Genomic DNA, 15,638 nt, shown 5'->3' with positions numbered 1-15,638 from the left:
ACGGCCGCCGCGAGCCTCTCTTTCGTCGGAAAATGATAGTGCACGCTCGCACTCTTCACGCCGACGTCTGCGGCAATTTCCCGAAAGCTGAAGCCGCTGTAGCCCGCCCGGCGAATCCGCTCCTCGGCGGCGTCCATGATTGCCTCTGTCGTGTCGCTCACTGCTATGGCCTTTCTCAATCTATCAGTAGATAGGGTATTCCGAGGAGAATAGCAACACCGGCGCGACCGCCGAAAAAATATTCTGATCTATCAATAGATAGGTCTTGCAAGATCCGTTTGATGCGACTAGGTATCAGGCGTCTACCTATCGCTAGATAGATAGCAACTGACATTATGGGTTTGGTCACAAGACCACGGGAAAGGAAAGATCTAATGAGCACTGGCAATAAGCAAAAGCGCATCCTCCTCATCATGTCGTCGGTCGACGAGATGGGCCTCAGTGGCAAGCAGACCGGCACCTGGTTTCATGAATTGGCCGCGCCCTACTATATCCTGACCGGCGCCGGTCATGAGGTCGTATTCGCCTCTCCCGAGGGCGGCGAGGCCCCGATCGATCTTCTCAGCATGAAGGCGCCGTTTACCACCGAATATACGGACCGCTTCCTGGCCAACCCGGTCGCGATGTTCGCCGCCCGCAACACCCGCAAGTTGCGCAACATCGACTACAGCTCGTTCGATGCCGTCTTCTTCCCGGGTGGCTACGGTCTGCTCTGGGATCTCGCCTCCGACTCCTTCGCCATCAAGCTGATCCGTGACTTCCACAAGGCCGGCCGGCCGATCGCCATGGTGTGCCATGCACCCGCGATCCTGCGCGATGTCAAGAAGGACGATGGCCAGTATCTCGTAAACGGCCTCAACGTCACCGGCTTCAAGAACGCCGAGGACACCGAGATTGAACTGCTCCACCACCTGCTGTTCTCGCTCGAAGACGAGCTCAAGAACCGCGGTGCCAACTACCAGAGCAAGGCGAACTGGGAGCCGAACGTCGTCGTCGACGGCATCTTGATGACGGGCCAGAGCCCGGCGTCCGCGGTACCGCTCGCCGAAGCTCTGTCGGAGCGCCTTACTTCGTAAATTCAAGTTTCTGGGGCGCTCCTTGGCGCCCCAGAGCGAGCAATCCTTGCGTGCCGGGGCGCGGCCGCCTGGTCTTGTAGAAGACCGTGGCGAACAGTTCCGATCGACCTTCGAAACCGGACACTCCGCGGCTCAACGCCTTGTCGACAATGGAAAAAGTGAGCCACAAACGGCGAGATCGCCGAGGTTTTGGGCACCGCGATCGCTCTGAATGCCGGTGCGGCGTTGACCTATACGGCCCGCGTCTTCGATACGATTGCGAGCCTGCCGAAAGGGTAACGACAACGAGGGCCGGTTATCCGGCCTCGCCCCGCATATGGCCTGGACCCTGATGTGTTTGCCCTGACCCGCATGCCAGAGCCTGGGATCCGGGCAATGGCTGGCTCTCGTCGCCGGTCACTCTCTTCGTGCACAAGTGGGCTTGGCCACGCGCCGAGGATCACCTATCTTTCGATAGATAGAGGTTGGAAAGAGCGCGTGCAAGCCGCAGCAGCGACGTCTCGACGAGGCGTCGAAACTTCTTCTGGGTCTTGATTATCCGCAAGAAAGATTTCGGGATGTTCAACGTCATTTAGAAACCGCCTAATTGCTTGCTCAACAAACGAACGGGCCCGACGAATACATTGGCCCCGTCCTCACCGAACCGCCTTCGGGTTCTCCTCGCCAGGAAACAGCTTCCACTTGGTGGGTCGGAATGCGATACGGGCGCGGTCGGCCGAGGATGCGCGTTCGGGCGACAACTCGATCTCGACCGAAGGCTGTCCCTCGCCGATGTCCAATTCGAGGTGGCGCGTGCCCCCGACCCGCCGGCTTGCCGTGACCCGGCCGGAGAGACAGCCGCCGGCGCCGTCGAAGAGCTCGACGTTGTGCGGACGAAAATAGAGGATTGACGGCCCGTCCGGTTCGTTGGCTGCACGCAGGCCGATCGGCCGGCCCGCGAAGCGGATTTCGCCGCTTGCAAGCGTGACCTTCAGGGCGTTCGACTGGCCGATGAAGCCGTAAACGAAGGGCGAAATCGCGTGGTCGTAGATCTCGTCGGGCGTGCCGACCTGCTCGAGCGCGCCGAAGGGCTCGTCGAGCAGCAGCACGTTGGGTTTGACCGCCATGGCACGAGCCAGCGCCACCCGTTGGCGCTGCCCGCCGGAAAGCTGGGCTGGATAGCGCTTTTCCAGGCCGGAAAGCTGTACCAGTTCGATGAGATCGAGGGCACGGCGGCGGATCTCGGCCGCCGGCGGCCGCCGGCTGGATGGCCTGACCTCGAAGCCGAAGGAGACGTTTTCGAGCACGGTCATGTGTCGGAAAAGAGCGTAGTCTGCTGGAAGGCAAAGCCGATATTTCTTTCCTGCACCGTCCTCTTCCACGCATCCTCGGCGTCGAAGAAGATCATGCCTCCGGTTGGACCCTCGAGCTCGGCAATGAGCCGGAGCAGTGTCGTCTTGCCCGAGCCGGAGGGACCGAGCAGCGCGATCAGTTCGCGGAGCGAATCTCAAGACTTACATCGGCGAGCGCTTTTACGCCGCCGAATTCCTACTTCCATAGGCCCGTCGCGGCGTGTTCAATTCCAGGTCTGACGATTACACCAGTCGTCGAGATCCTGGTGCGCTCGGTCCTTTTCGATGCCATAGCGTTCCTGGATTTTGCCTTCGAGCTGGTCACGGTTGCCGGCGATCTGGTCGAGATCATCGTCAGTGAGCTTACCCCACTGCTCCTTGATCTTGCCTTTGATCTGCTTCCAGTTGCCTTCGACGCGATTCCAATCCATGGCGGATCCTCCTGCGATTACTGTATGTTCTTCTGAACTCGCCAGCGCCGATTTGGTTCACCCTTGCCGGGCATGAATTGACTGCTGTGGCCTCAGCACAAACGACAAGCCTCCTTCCCTCTCCGCTCATTTTCCTCCAGCTATCGACGAGCTGGCTTCCCGTGCGGCTTTGATCAGCCTGTTGATGAAGTCCAGCTTCTCGATCACGGGCGGCGCCAGAACAAAGGGATAGATGTCGCCTTGTCCCATCGAGCGCTGGAACGTGTTCAGCGCCAAGCTGATCGGAACCCAGGCGTCGACAAGTTGCCGGGCGCTGTCGGCGCGGTACGGATCGAACGTCACCTCGGCCTCGAGATCGCTATGCCGGAAGGGCTCGATCGACAGGCCGAAAGCGCGTGCGGATTCCAGCGTATCGACGATATGGAAGAAGTGCGCCCAGCACTCCGCAAAATCCTCGGCCGGATGGCAGCCCGCATAGGCCGAAATGAAGCTTTGCTGCCAATCCGCAGCAGGTCCCTCGCCATGATGCCTCTGAAGCGCGGCGTCGTAGTCCTGCCGTTCGTCGCCAAACAGCTGCCGCGCTTCGGCGAGCATGTCGGTGCCGGCGACGAGCTGCTGAAAGAAGAAGTGGCCGATCTCATGCCTGAAGTGGCCGAGCAGTGTGCGGTAAGGTTCTCCCATCGACACGCGAACCGTCTCGCGCACTACATCGTCCGCCTCTGCGGCACGTAGGCTGATAAGGCCATCCTCGTGTCCGGTCATGGCCGGGATCAGATGACCAAAATCGTCGATCGTGTCTTCCAGAAAGTCGAAGACGAGACCTCCGTCGGGATCGCTGGCTCGATCGGGACAGGGAATGTCAAAGCGCAGGATCGAGTAAAAGAGATGGCGTTGCGCGGCTCCGATCTTGTGGAATCGCTCGAGACCTTGCGGCGTATCCGTATTCGGGATGATGCGGTTGTAGCGGGCGGGGATGGCAAGCGGGTTTGGATCGTCAGCATCCACAAGCCAGTTGCTACCGTCAATCGGTGCGTTGGCGCAGAACCTCCAACGCGTGTCCGGGCGTGATGGGATCCGCCAGAGGCCTTCGCCCGCATTGGTGAGGGTATGCAGCGTCAAGGTGTCCGCGACGAATCCGACGGGTGCGTTGTTCGCGCCGACGCTGAAATGGTTGTCGAAATAGAGCGGCAATCCGCTCACATCGCATTGAAAAAGCCGCATGCGGCACCCCTCTATCGGCTGGTGCAGCTAAACGCGCGAGACAGGGAAAAGATGCTTCGGCCGATGCGAGTCTCGCCTTGCTCACGGATGCTGTGAAAGTTCGAGAGCGGCATCTGGGTCGGCAAGGAGCAGACGGAACCAACCCAAGAAATCCCGCGTTTAAAGTGGTCGCCCTTATCGACGGCGAGAATGAGGGAGCGGGAACACCTTGGCCCATCGAGGGCTGCCGCTCTCGACCGGGAACCGGCTATTGCACAACTGGACCGGAAAATTTCTGGAGTCATTCACTGATTGCGCGCTTGGTTCTCCGGGCGCGCTTTTGTTTTGTCGGCTAGAGGAACAAATAACTCCCATCCGTTGCGAGCGCGTGATCCCCTCTCCGAGCGCACGGAAGTTAAGTAACTCCTCCGAAATGAGGCTCTCAGCAGTGTCCGCCAGTCTTCCGCGGACACTGCCCTTTGTTCATTTGCTGGGCGCATCTATGCAAAGCCACCATTAAGGCGCACTGCAAACCATCAGCGGCTGGTTCCACGGGCGCGGATGGCTGAGAGATCATCGCGCTTTCGCCCCAAGCAAAGGGAGTTGCGCTATGTTATCTCGCAACGGCTTCCATGGGCTCCCCATTTCGCCAGACGATCTTACGCTGCTGCAAGGCATCTTCGACGACAAAGTCGAGGCCAGGCACATCAAGACCGACACAGAAAAAGCCGATACCATTGCCCGAGGGCTGATCGCGCTGTTCCAGTCCGGAATGAGAGCGGCAGATGCTCTTCGGGATGTGATCAAATCCAAATGAACCGCACCAAGCTCAGGAGGGCCGTTGGAGCGGGTTTCGATCATTTCCCGAACTGGGCAGGGAAAGGCAGGAAACCGCCTCCATTCTAACTCCGTTGAGCGGTGGCCTGACTGCTGTGCGTCCCTTTGACCTGTAGGGCAACGTCGTAACGAAGGGAACACCTGGATAATCTTACGAGGTTACGACATGATCTCGTCCAGCGACGCCGCGTATTCGGAAGGAACCACGACCCTGGCAAGACCGTCGCAACCGCACAGGACGTCGCCGAAATCCAATTGATCGTTGATGTGCTCGACCGAGCCATCGACGACGAAAAGAAAATGCTGGGCGGAATGGCATACTCAACATCCCAGTAGCATGCCGCCGGCCGCTCCTGTTGATCGCTTCTTCTACACCCACGCGTGGTCGCCAGCAGCTTAGTTGAGCTAATTCAACTCAAGTATCGTCGCATCGTCCGCCTTCTCCGACACGCCCTTCCCCGACTTTATCGACACGATCGGCCCCACCTGCCATCGCTGGACGCATCCGGGAAAATATCAGCACTGCGGTCTTGGCTGCGACGCCCTCGTCTACATGTTCATGCCGAAACCGGCGGCCGACGGCTACGCCGAGGAGATGCAGCGCTTGAGGCGATCCGCGAGGCGGGTCCTAGCCGGGAGAAGGTGATGGAGTATCTCCGGAAGAAATAGCCGTGTGGTGCGTCGGCAGAAACAACTCGTCGGGCGGCGTTTTTTTCCGGACCGCTCACGGGACGGCTTGGCGTCGCCTTCTGCCGGGTCACCTTGGCCGTCTTCACGATATAGGCGACCTCGTGTTCCTGTGTGGATGCAAGCTTCCGGTCGCGTCCTTGCCTCTTCGGGTCGTCTGCCATGTTCACCTCCATTCATCACAAAAGGATAGGCGCTGCTCAACGCGCGACAAGCCCCCCATCGGGCTCTTGCGGTGGCGGCCAGTTACGTCGGAAGACCCAATTGACAGGATGGAGCCACATGGGTCGATGATGTCGTTGCTGCATGCTCTGGGGAGGCAACCATGAAAGACGATCGGGACCCGACCACCGTTGAGTATCAGGGCAACGACGTAAGCGTGTTCTCGACAGACCCGCTCACGGGAACGCTCGAGCTTGTGTCTGACCAGGAAGAGATCATCCTGGTGGAGCTCGATCGAGCGAGCGCTGAAAATCTCCTATCCGCGCTGCTCCAGTTCCTCAACAAGGGCGAAGGCGACGACGCACCGACTATTATATCGTCGACGATTCAGTGAGTCGCGCGCTACGAACATTAGCACCCGCTTGATCGCATCCGCGAAGTACGTTCACCGCACCGCGACGCGCCATCTCAATTTTTCGCCAGCACTGACCATCCATCCGTGGGTAGATCTCACCCGTCCACATGGGGTTCTGATGCAAGCGCTCTCGAAAGCGCGCTGCACTTTCCTCGTCCTTGTGGCATTCGAACCAGACAAGCACCGCCCCGCCGCCGATGTCGACGACGCTGATATGCGGCCGTCGTTGTCGACTTGGTGACTTCGATGATCCTGCTCCTGATGTGACGAAGGGGCGATCATAGTCGAATTCGGTGAGCTTGCCAGACCGAGGCCAGCGATGAGCCCCATTCTTTTAGTCGCCGCAGCTTAGGTCCCTTCGACGGCAAACTTCAACCGTTCACCTCGCCGAAAGACCTCAGACCAGCACCTGCTCGCCGATCTCGACAACACGATTGGCCGGCAGGCTGAAATAGTCAGAGGGGTCGATCGCCGCCTGCGCCATTGCGAGGAACAGCCGGTCCTGCCATCCTGGCAGGCCGCTATCCGGATCCGCCACGAGCTTGCGCCGTCCAATGAAGAAGGACGTCGACATGATGTCGAACTTTAGCCCTGCCTTCCTGCACGTCGCGAAGGCTTTGGAGACATTCTGGTCGTCCATGAAGCCGAAATTGATCGTCAGCTTGCTGAACCGATCCGAAAGTTTCGTCAATTCAATCCGTTCGGCTTCCGGCACAAACGGAACGCCACGCGTCTTCACGTGAAGGATAATGTTTTGCGCGTGCAGCGCGTGATTATGCTTGAGGTTATGAAGTAGAACGGCAGGCGCCTTTTCAGGCACGCTTGTCAGGAACACTGCCGTCCCCGGTACGTCCGACGGAGCGTGCTCGGACTTTCGCTTGGCCAGTCGGATGAACGCCTCGAGCGGCATGTCGTTGCGCCCAATCTTCTCCTTCACCAACCGCGCGCCTTTGCGCCAGGTCCACATCATCACAATGATCGTCCCGGCGATCATAATCGGCACGTACCCGCCATCGTGAACCTTCAGCAGGTTGGCTGCGAGGAAAACGCACTCGAGAACGAACAGAGGCAGGAGTGTACTTACCGCAACGATCGTCGACCAACCCCAAATCCATTTTAGAAACGGGAGCGCCAGTAGGGTGGTCACGACCATTGCCCCTGTAACTGAGATACCGTAGGCGGTCGCAAGCGCCTCCGAGCTTCCGAAGATCACGACAAGGGCAAGCACGCCGAAAAAGAGCAGCGTGTTGACTGCCGGCACGTAGATCTGACCGGTGCTCGTTTCGGAGGTGAAGCATATTTCAAGGCGTGGCAGAAATCCGAGATGGATCGCCTGGCGAGCGAGGGAGAAGGCCCCGGTTATCACCGCCTGACTGGCGATAATCGTTGCAAGCGTCGCCAGGATGACGACCGGAAGCAGCGCCCATTCAGGAAACATCAGAAAGAAGGGCTCCTCAATTGCACTCGGATGGGCCAGCACCAGTGCGCCCTGTCCGAGATAGTTCAGCGCAAGCGCCGGGAAAACAACGAGGAACCAGGCGGTTTGAATGGGTGCGCGGCCGAAATGGCCGAGGTCGGCGTATAGCGCTTCTGCACCGGTGACGGTTAGAAACACCGCACCGAGAACGACCAGACCGACGAAGCCTGCATGGGTAATAAAATCGACTGCGTAGACCGGATTGAGTGCATTGAGGATTGAGAGGTCGTCACTGATATGGGCGATACCGCCGGCCGCCATGACGATGAACCAGATAAGCGTGATCGGGCCGAAGAACTTGGATACGGCCGCGGTGCCCCGCGATTGTACGATGAAGAGCAGCACCAGGATCGTCACCGAGATCGGCAGGACGTAACCCGAGAGCGCGGGCGTAACCAGCTTCAGTCCCTCTACGGCCGAAAGCACCGAGAGCGCCGGGGTGATCATGGCATCGCCAATGAAGAGGGCCGCCCCCATCAGGCCAGCCAGAAACAGAAGCGCCATGCTGCCTTGCGCCTTCTTCATCAGAAGAGCGAGCAGAGAGAGGGTGCCGCCTTCGCCGTCGTTGTCCGCCCGAAGGAGGAAAAGCACGTATTTCAAGGTGACGATGACCGTCAGCGTCCAGAGCATCAACGAAATCAACCCGATGACCTCGTTTTTGTGCACGCCGTCATGAGCGAACGGCCGCAACGCCTCGCGAAAGGCGTAGAGCGGACTGGTGCCGATGTCTCCATACACGACACCAATTGAACCTAACAGGAGAGCGGCGAAGCGACCGTGGCCCTCGGGTTTTTGGTCGGTTTGTGTCGCTGTCATAAGGACCTCGAATGGACCAGCCCGAAACTTTTCTCACCGGAGCTGGGGTATTCCCGGCCTATCGTGTAGATCAGGTCGCATTGCGCACCGATAATTCCCTGCGGCAGGTGGATATGGCCGTCGTCGTGATCGTACGCGCGCTCAGATATAGGGGCAAAGATCGGCGCATCGAGTCCGAGCACGCGGCGGCAAGTCTCGCTCGTGCCAACAAGTGTATAGCCCACCCAGTCATTGTCATACTCGTAGAGAGCTGTAGTCTGGACGGCGATCGCATCCGCTCTCCTTTCGAGCTGCGCCATCGGCAACTCGGAGCAGCGTCCCGCTCGGCGATTATCGGCGAGATCAATGCCTAGATGGTCAAGGTCTTGTGCCATCATGTCGTGCCCCTTAGGCCTTTGGCCTATCCATTGGATGGCCACAGCCTACGGCGGTTTGGGATTTGAATTCGATGGGGACTTTTGGACGCGCGCATAAAATTTTCATAAAGATCAGCCCGCCTTGGTCAAGCTCAAAGAAGACGAGGCGGCGGTTCCGAGATCTGGGCTGCACGATACGTCCGCCCCCCTGATCTTCGCCATGCACGCTGCACACGGCGGATTCGTGAGCGTGCCTGACCGCATGACCGCATGGGAGCGTTCCAGGTGATACATTATGCGATAATTTTGGCCCAGAACGTGAACATATCTCTGGTATTTGCCAACTGCATAGTCTCGCCGTTGACTCGAAGTTCCAGATCCAGCGCCTGAACATTAGGCACTTCATCGGTAGTAACGATCCACGGACCGACGGGGCGCGTGCCGACAAAATTCTTCCCGGCGGTGACCTGTGACGAGTGCCGCTGCCAGTCTCGAACGCTCCCCTCATCCATGCAGCTATATCCGAACACCTTGGGAGCCCCCCTAGCCTATCTGACCAAAACGCTCACCGCCATTGTCGAAAGCCACAAGCAGATCCACTTGCGGAACTATCCGGTGAAGTCGCAAGCCCATAGGCGCCAATCGGCCCAGGCCGTGTAAAAACGCTGATGCCATGGCTAATTGTGGGATATGAGCGTAGCTCACGCGTCATGGTAGGCGGTTTTGCTTTCGAGCGCCCTCCAGATGCCGAATTGGCCTCTCTATCGGCGTTTGACGCGAGAGTTTCATGGAATCGTGATAGGCGAGGCGCTCACCCCCGGATTGCCGCCATCAGGGCCTTGGAGCCGATGATGTTCATGACCCGGGTCATGTTGTAGGCGAGTACGTGCAGCGCCATCTCCGCGCGCACGTTCGGCAGGCGCTTTGTGAGGAAGTGCGTGGCTCCCATCCATGATTTGATCGTCCCGAAGGGATGCTCGGCGGTCACGCGGCGTTGCCGCATCTTATCAGGATCAGCATCAAGCCTTGCCTGCATCGCCTCGAGGTGATGCTCCTGCTCCCAACGCTGAATGCGCCGATACTTGCTGGTCGTGCATTTGGACCTCATGGCGCAGCTTGGACAATTGCTCGACCAGTAGCGCCGGATCATCAGGTCCGCCTCTTCTCGCGTGTACCGATAGATCAACCGTTCGCCGGCCGGGCAGAGATAGACATCCTCGTCCTTGAGATACCGGAAGTCCTGCTTGACGAAGAGCCCCTTGATCCGATTGCCCGACGTCATGGGCTTGGGCATGGTCACCGTGACCTTCTGCTCGACGCAGGCGAGAACCTCTTCGCTGTTGAAGTAACCGCGGTCAGCCACAACCTCGAGATGGTCTGCCTCAAAGGCTTGCTTGCTGGCCTTGGCCATGTTGGCAAGTTGCGCCCGGTCGTTACCGACATTGGTCACCTCATGGGCGACGATGAGGTGATGTTCGGTGTCGACTGCGGTCTGAGTGTTGTAGCCGACCATGCCTGAGCCTCGGCCGCTGGTCGCCATTGACCGGCTATCGGGATCGGTGAGCGATACCTGCTGGTCGGGCGTTTCCAGCATCTCCTCCTCGATCTGCTTGAGCCGAACCATCTCCTGGCGAAGCCGTTCAACCTTCTCCTGCAGGCGCTCGATCTTGGCGGCATGAATGTCGTCGCGCTCCTGCCGGTCGGCGCTGTCCATCTGGTGGAGATATCGGGCAACGCTCTCTTCGATCTGCGCCATGCGCCGGGCCAGCTTGCCCTTGGTGAAGTTCCGGTCCCGGTTGTTGACCGCCTTGAACTTGCTGCCGTCGATCGCAACACTCGGCTTAGCGAGAAGCCCTATCTCGCGGCACAGCCGCACAAAGCCGGTACAGACCTTCTTGATGGCACCACCGTTGTCGCGCCGAAAATCGGCGATGGTCTTATGGTCAGGCACAAGACGCCCAACCAGCCACATCACCTCGATGTTGCGTCCAGCTTCGCGTTCGAGACGCCGGCTCGACTGGATTCGGTTCAGATAGCCGTAGATGTAGAGCTTGAGCAGGATCGAGGGATGATAACCTGGGCGCCCGGTATTGCTTGGCTCACAGCGCACGAATCCTAGATCGGCCAGATTGAGCTCATCAACGAAGACGTCCACCACCCGAACTGGGCTATCCTCATGCACCCAGTCATCCAACTGCTCGGGAAGCAGTGTACCCTGGCCCCTGTCGACACCCTCGATATACCGCTTCATGAAGCCCCCTCGACTCATGTCAAAGGGTATCATGTTCGGCGTTTTCACACAGCCTGGGCCCAAAGCGGTCCTCGATCTATGCGATGTCCGATCGGTCGCTCGAAGCACCCCGCATAAGTGCTTCGATGTCTGAGCTCGGCCAGCCGTTGGCAATGCACTCGAAGGTCTGAGCTCGGATCGCTCGCGCAACGATCACCTTGTCGTAAGCCAGGCTCCGGTCTAGTTTCATTGAACAAGCCACATCAGAATGGGTCTGGATCGGTTCTTGCCTCGCTACACTTTTTCGACCGTAGAGCGGTTCGCCGTCTTTAAGGTTCACGGGCCGAAATGCTATATGTGCGGGGAGCCCATAACGCTCAAGACGATGCAGGTCGACCATGTTATCCCCGAGCACTTGCTATCCGATCCCAATCGGCTCGCAGCCAATCTCACAGAGCTTGGCTTGCCACTCGACTTCGACCTGAATTCATACGAAAATTGGCTTCCATGCTGCGGATCCTGCAATAATGAAAAAAGGGGCAACGTCTATGGACCAGTTCATATCCATTTGGCCTATTTGAAAAGAGCCGGAGCTAAGGCGGCAGATTGCGTCGCGTTGGCTGCGGAGTGGAAAGTCGACGCTGAGATTGACAAGGCCCTTGCTTACCTTGAGGCGGCTTCAGAAAAGGACCAGCTCGACTATGCTGCACTCAAACCGCTGATCGTTGCATTTGCGAAGGCGGATCCGCGTCTGTTTCAGGCAACCGTTGCGGTGGCTCTGGAGGACGTACCACCCACCGCACTCGAGTTCACTGACGCAATCATTTTTGCGATCTCGCCTGGCTTCGCGGTGGCCTACGAAGGTGAGACACACAGACTGCTGTGAGGAGCAAACGCTTTGGGCCCTCCTACAACTGCTCAAAGGCCTCCCACAAGGCCAGTGTTGCTTGCACGACAACTTTGCCGTCGTTGGAGAAATTCTCATATTTCAGTTTTTCCTGAATGGACGGAATCTGGAGCAAGGGTGTGTAGAGGGCCGCCGCCGCTCTGCTCAAGAGCCGCACATGCGGTATCCAGTCCGCTTTTTGAGGGAATAGAAACATGATGCTGAGATCGAATCTCTCACCATCCTGTGGCACATCGATGGTCGTGTCGACCCGGGTCCATGTTCCGCTGTTCAGCTCGATCAGCCTTGCCCACTTGCTTGATTCAAAATAGAACGGAACGAATTGGAGATGTTTCTTCGGTGTCAGCTTCATACCTGGCCGCCAAAAGACCCACTCGACATCATCAGGCCCCATCAGCCCCGCGAATTCATTTTCGTGCCGACCTCCTCGCCGCGTAAAAAGGAAGATTGGCGGAGTACCTTCCTCGTCGCGAACTTCGTTGACCAAAGCGCAAGTCCTGGAGAATTGCGTACCTGTCATGACGCATGGAATGCCGGGCGCATAGGAGGCTTGGACGCCCTGACCGCTTTCGAGAAAGACCTTATAGTGTCCCCGATTTTCGGCAACTTCGACCGCGGATACGAAAATTGACTTTCTCGCGTTCTTTATAACCCACTTTAGGAGTGTGGGCTCATCATATTGGCTTTCGCCCAACCGGTTCGCTCTTTGGATTTTCATCGCGTCTGCTTGAATAGCAAGTTCAAACGCGTGCTGGTAGTTGTCCGTCGTGCCGTCAGGTCCTAATTTAATGGGGACACGACGTACCAGGAAGCGCCGCATGACGGGCGCAAAATATCCATCAAGCACCAGCTCACTACGCTCAGCCAGTGGAATCCGGCGCGAGAGCGCCAGCGTCAGTGCTCGCAAGAATGCCGAGTCGAATTCTTGTATTCCTCGATGATTTGAGGCAATGCGCGCTTCCCAGTCGCTATCATTCATCAAGGAGAACGGATCTAGCTTCGTCTTTTCGTAGGCCTGTGACGCGCATTCTTCGACCAGGTTCGTCAAGTCCACCGATGTCAAATTGGCCAGATACTGACCGATGACGTCAAGCCGCTCCGTCGGTCCTGGGATCGATTGCACCGAGTTCAGGAGGTGTCGACCATCGACTTTGTGCGCTCGGCCAGAGTTGAAGGCTAGTCGCCCAGCTGCCCAGGCAATCGAATACCGAACATAGGACGACGGCACTTCCCTCAGAAGCGAATCAAAGAAGGTGTAGAAGCCAAGATAGGTTGTAGGCAGCATTCGGACGGCATCGGTCATTTCCTTTTCGAAGGAGAAACTTTGAACGCCCAGATAGGTAGCGACCTTCTCGTGCGCATCTCTTGTGGAGGCGAAGAGGAAGTCGTTGAGGGCAACCAGTTGTGCATGATCATGCTTGAAGTCGTCGCTTTCCAATGCGGCTAGCACACTCAGATGGAGATTGCCGTCAGTGCATTCTTGGAAAATTCTGCCGTGCGACGCCTCATGGAAGTACACCATTTTGGAACTGAGATACCCGTCCTTTATGACGAGCAGGCGTCCGGTATGGAAGCCTGCCGCGACCGCCTCGAGAGAGGAAAAGAACGCAGGTTCCTCGGACATTTCCATCGACTCCTCTATATCGAAATTCAGTTTCTGACTTCAAAGGACCTGTTGCACGGATTTCGATCGCTCGAAGGACGGACCGACAAACGGGTCAGAACAAGAGTGTTTCATCGACAGCATCGATCGTCCCTGATTCCAGATCGATTGTGCATACCGCCCATCGAGGCCAAACGCCGGCGGGTGACGTGAATGTCGTGTGGTTTTGCCCACACGATACCCTGATAGTCGCCGCCCCCGCGGCCGGCTGTTCCCCCGCAAAGAGCTCTACATGCACAGAACAACGTCCGCGCAAACTTTCAGCGATAGTAGCCCTCTCTGTCCCAGGCTCTCTGATGTCTCCATCCAATTGCATCCAAGGTGGTCCAGCCAGTGAGCCAAGGGATCTGTAGTCGACCTGCTCGCCGTTGTCCGCAGTCAGATGAAGGTCGAGGTCACCACCTTCAATCCAGGAAAGCACAATCTCTGCTGCGATTTTCGTCGGGGACGGAGGAAAGACGCAAGCGATGGCTCGGCCGAGGGAACCTATCATCCCGAGGTTGTCGGACAGCCATGTCAGAGCTTTCATTTCGCCCGCGCCACCTGGTTGCACAAGTCCGAATGCGGCAACGGGTGAAGGTCGCACGCACGATATCGCATCGGACAGAGCCACGGCGGCGCTGCCGGCCGGCCCATAATTGACGAGCGCGACCGGGGCAAACTCGTGAGTTGAAGCGTAGTCTTCGAGCGCGGCGGTAAAATTGGAGCCTGACGGCCGGCGGTACTGCTTGCACTCGACCACAAGACCCGCAGGGCTCAAGTGGCGGTCTGGTCCAAGCAGAAGGGTGTAGTCCGGCTGAATGTGGCGCCTGCCTTTGCGGCTTTGTCCCTGTGCCTTGCGCCTGAGCTCCGCCCAGAAGTATGCCCCTTGGCCATCGCCCTTAAGTTCGGCTACTACAGCGCCGGCGAAGGCAAAACTCAACACGCCACCTTCGGTGCGCCAGGTCCAATCGATTGGGGCACTTACGGCCGCAGCTGCACGCCTGACCAATGTTGCGATCCAGACAGAGTACAATTCGTGCCGGCGGCGCCATATGGGAAAATCCAAGAGATCCAGCAGTTGCCGCACCCGCTTCCGAACAGGGAGAGCAGCCGGTACCTTCTCTAGTCTGTTTCGAATGTACAACGCGGCAGCGGCAGCCGTTTCCGGTCCCCAGTCCAGCCGTCGCGGCAAGACATCATACGACTGGAGGACCGCTCCCACGGCGCGGTCAGAATCCAGACTCACCATTGCGTGCCCTCGCCAGCCGTCTCCGAAATCCCGATCTTGCTCAGCACGGAAGCTGATCGATCTGGCTTCCGCTGTATCGCCTGCAGCCCGGGAGGCCCGTAAGCATGATCTCAGCGCTTCCTGCAGCTCTGCGACTGCCTTGTCGTATTCTGCATGACCAGTCAGCTCCAAGGGTGGTGGAGCTGTACGGTCGCCGTCTCGGTAGTCGTCAAGCCAAGCCTCGATCCGAGGCGAGACCGCCTGTTTCCAATAAGTATCGCCCAAAGGATCGCGAAGACTCCAAAGATCGAGCTCCCCCCACCTACGGGCCGAAGCAGCGGTCACGATTGCCTCGCTCTCCAGCGCTTGGCGTCTGAAACCCTCAAGAGTTTCGCGCAGCTCGGGTGTCGTTTCCTTGAGCTGCACGTGGAGTTCGAGCGTTTCGCCGCTCCCCACGGCCTTCGCCTCGTTCAGCATAGCAAGCACATCGCGCATCATCCGTGACCAAGGTTGGAGAGCGAGCATGATGGCGCAAAACAGCGCCTCCAAGCTGCAGCCCGTGCTTTTCAGCCCTCGCTGTATGGGGCCTTGGGGAAGATAAAGCTCCTGGCGCAAAGTCCCTAATAGCTGAGTATCGTAGTTTGGCCGACCGCCATTGCGCTGTGCGGTCTGAAGCCCCGCGCGCTCATTGAATGCACTCCAAAGGTCAACAGCCGTGTTGATTGGTCTCTGGACCGGATCCCCAAGCATTGCCGCTTCTCCTTTTTCGACCATCGTGCCGGCGACTTGCTAAATTGTTTAGGTCCCTGCTTGCGCCGAACCACTAAGAGCCTAGCGCGC

At 58.2% G+C, this 15,638-nt stretch carries 13 protein-coding genes and 3 pseudogenes; 5 read left to right on the top strand and 11 right to left on the bottom strand.

The window, feature by feature from the left end:
* On the bottom strand, nucleotides 1–137 hold a 137-nt coding region (locus tag RHIBR816_RS35080; protein ID WP_157628311.1), incomplete at its 3' end, for a helix-turn-helix domain-containing protein.
* Between the two features lie 237 nt (nucleotides 138–374).
* Between RHIBR816_RS35080 and RHIBR816_RS0132505 the strand changes: the two genes are divergently transcribed.
* Both RHIBR816_RS0132505 and RHIBR816_RS38800 read left to right on the top strand, forming a co-directional pair.
* Nucleotides 375–1,076, top strand: coding sequence for a type 1 glutamine amidotransferase domain-containing protein (locus tag RHIBR816_RS0132505; protein ID WP_018240207.1), 702 nt, complete (start codon nucleotides 375–377; stop codon nucleotides 1,074–1,076).
* 162 nt (nucleotides 1,077–1,238) lie between these two features.
* Nucleotides 1,239–1,355 (top strand): annotated as a pseudogene (locus tag RHIBR816_RS38800) (carboxymuconolactone decarboxylase family protein); the annotation flags it as partial.
* Between the two features lie 356 nt (nucleotides 1,356–1,711).
* Here the strand turns inward: RHIBR816_RS38800 and RHIBR816_RS38940 are convergent.
* From RHIBR816_RS38940 to RHIBR816_RS0132480, 3 genes and pseudogenes are all read right to left on the bottom strand, one after another.
* Nucleotides 1,712–2,603 (bottom strand): annotated as a pseudogene (locus RHIBR816_RS38940) (sulfate/molybdate ABC transporter ATP-binding protein); the annotation flags it as partial.
* Between the two features lie 28 nt (nucleotides 2,604–2,631).
* On the bottom strand, nucleotides 2,632–2,838 hold the full coding sequence (locus tag RHIBR816_RS0132485) for a CsbD family protein (protein WP_018240202.1): 207 nt from the start codon (nucleotides 2,836–2,838) through the stop codon (nucleotides 2,632–2,634).
* 126 nt (nucleotides 2,839–2,964) lie between these two features.
* Nucleotides 2,965–4,059: a putative zinc-binding metallopeptidase gene (locus tag RHIBR816_RS0132480; RefSeq protein WP_018240760.1), complete on the bottom strand. Its 1,095-nt coding sequence runs from the start codon at nucleotides 4,057–4,059 to the stop codon at nucleotides 2,965–2,967.
* A 589-nt stretch (nucleotides 4,060–4,648) separates the two neighbouring features.
* Between RHIBR816_RS0132480 and RHIBR816_RS0132475 the strand changes: the two genes are divergently transcribed.
* Nucleotides 4,649–4,855, top strand: a complete 207-nt coding sequence (locus RHIBR816_RS0132475) for a hypothetical protein (protein WP_018240759.1) — start codon at nucleotides 4,649–4,651, stop codon at nucleotides 4,853–4,855.
* 730 nt (nucleotides 4,856–5,585) lie between these two features.
* On the opposite strand, the pseudogene RHIBR816_RS38785 reads toward RHIBR816_RS0132475, so the two are convergent.
* Nucleotides 5,586–5,726, bottom strand: a pseudogene (locus RHIBR816_RS38785) (DUF3606 domain-containing protein); the annotation flags it as partial.
* Nucleotides 5,727–5,887: 161 nt separating this feature from the next.
* On the opposite strand from RHIBR816_RS38785, the gene RHIBR816_RS0132465 reads away from it, so the two are divergent.
* A complete protein-coding gene (locus tag RHIBR816_RS0132465) occupies nucleotides 5,888–6,118 on the top strand; it encodes a hypothetical protein (RefSeq protein WP_018240757.1) in 231 nt (76 codons plus the stop codon).
* A gap of 418 nt (nucleotides 6,119–6,536) precedes the next feature.
* Here RHIBR816_RS0132465 and RHIBR816_RS0132460 read toward each other — a convergent pair whose 3' ends face one another.
* The 4 genes from RHIBR816_RS0132460 to RHIBR816_RS0132440 form a co-directional block, all read right to left on the bottom strand.
* Nucleotides 6,537–8,432, bottom strand: coding sequence for a potassium transporter Kup (locus tag RHIBR816_RS0132460; RefSeq protein WP_018240756.1), 1,896 nt, complete (start codon nucleotides 8,430–8,432; stop codon nucleotides 6,537–6,539).
* The gene (locus tag RHIBR816_RS35070) at nucleotides 8,429–8,809 is read right to left on the bottom strand and encodes a hypothetical protein (protein ID WP_018240755.1); all 381 of its coding nucleotides are present in this window, start codon (nucleotides 8,807–8,809) and stop codon (nucleotides 8,429–8,431) included. The genes RHIBR816_RS0132460 and RHIBR816_RS35070 overlap by 4 nt, the downstream gene beginning before the upstream one ends.
* A 272-nt stretch (nucleotides 8,810–9,081) precedes the next feature.
* Nucleotides 9,082–9,318 (bottom strand): fumarylacetoacetate hydrolase family protein, encoded by a 237-nt coding sequence (locus tag RHIBR816_RS0132450; RefSeq protein ID WP_256375059.1) that lies wholly within the window; start codon nucleotides 9,316–9,318, stop codon nucleotides 9,082–9,084.
* A 281-nt stretch (nucleotides 9,319–9,599) separates the two neighbouring features.
* On the bottom strand, nucleotides 9,600–11,039 hold the full coding sequence (locus RHIBR816_RS0132440; protein WP_026187688.1) for an IS1182 family transposase: 1,440 nt from the start codon (nucleotides 11,037–11,039) through the stop codon (nucleotides 9,600–9,602).
* 265 nt (nucleotides 11,040–11,304) lie between these two features.
* Here RHIBR816_RS0132440 and RHIBR816_RS0132435 point away from each other — a divergent pair, with 265 nt between their 5' ends.
* Nucleotides 11,305–11,904: an HNH endonuclease gene (locus RHIBR816_RS0132435; RefSeq protein WP_157628296.1), complete on the top strand. Its 600-nt coding sequence runs from the start codon at nucleotides 11,305–11,307 to the stop codon at nucleotides 11,902–11,904.
* 22 nt (nucleotides 11,905–11,926) lie between these two features.
* Here the strand turns inward: RHIBR816_RS0132435 and RHIBR816_RS0132430 are convergent, their stop codons facing one another.
* Both RHIBR816_RS0132430 and RHIBR816_RS0132425 read right to left on the bottom strand, forming a co-directional pair.
* Entirely contained in the window at nucleotides 11,927–13,555 is a 1,629-nt protein-coding gene (locus RHIBR816_RS0132430; RefSeq protein ID WP_018240750.1) for a hypothetical protein, read from the bottom strand.
* 88 nt (nucleotides 13,556–13,643) lie between these two features.
* Nucleotides 13,644–15,548 (bottom strand): hypothetical protein, encoded by a 1,905-nt coding sequence (locus tag RHIBR816_RS0132425; protein ID WP_018240749.1) that lies wholly within the window; start codon nucleotides 15,546–15,548, stop codon nucleotides 13,644–13,646.
* Between the last annotated feature and the right edge of the window lie 90 nt (nucleotides 15,549–15,638).

Source organism: Ensifer sp. BR816 (genome assembly GCF_000378985.1).
Classification (GTDB): Bacteria; Pseudomonadota; Alphaproteobacteria; order Rhizobiales; family Rhizobiaceae; genus Sinorhizobium.
The sequence above is the reverse complement of the archived record's forward strand: the minus strand, read 5'-3'. Positions and strand labels throughout refer to the sequence as shown.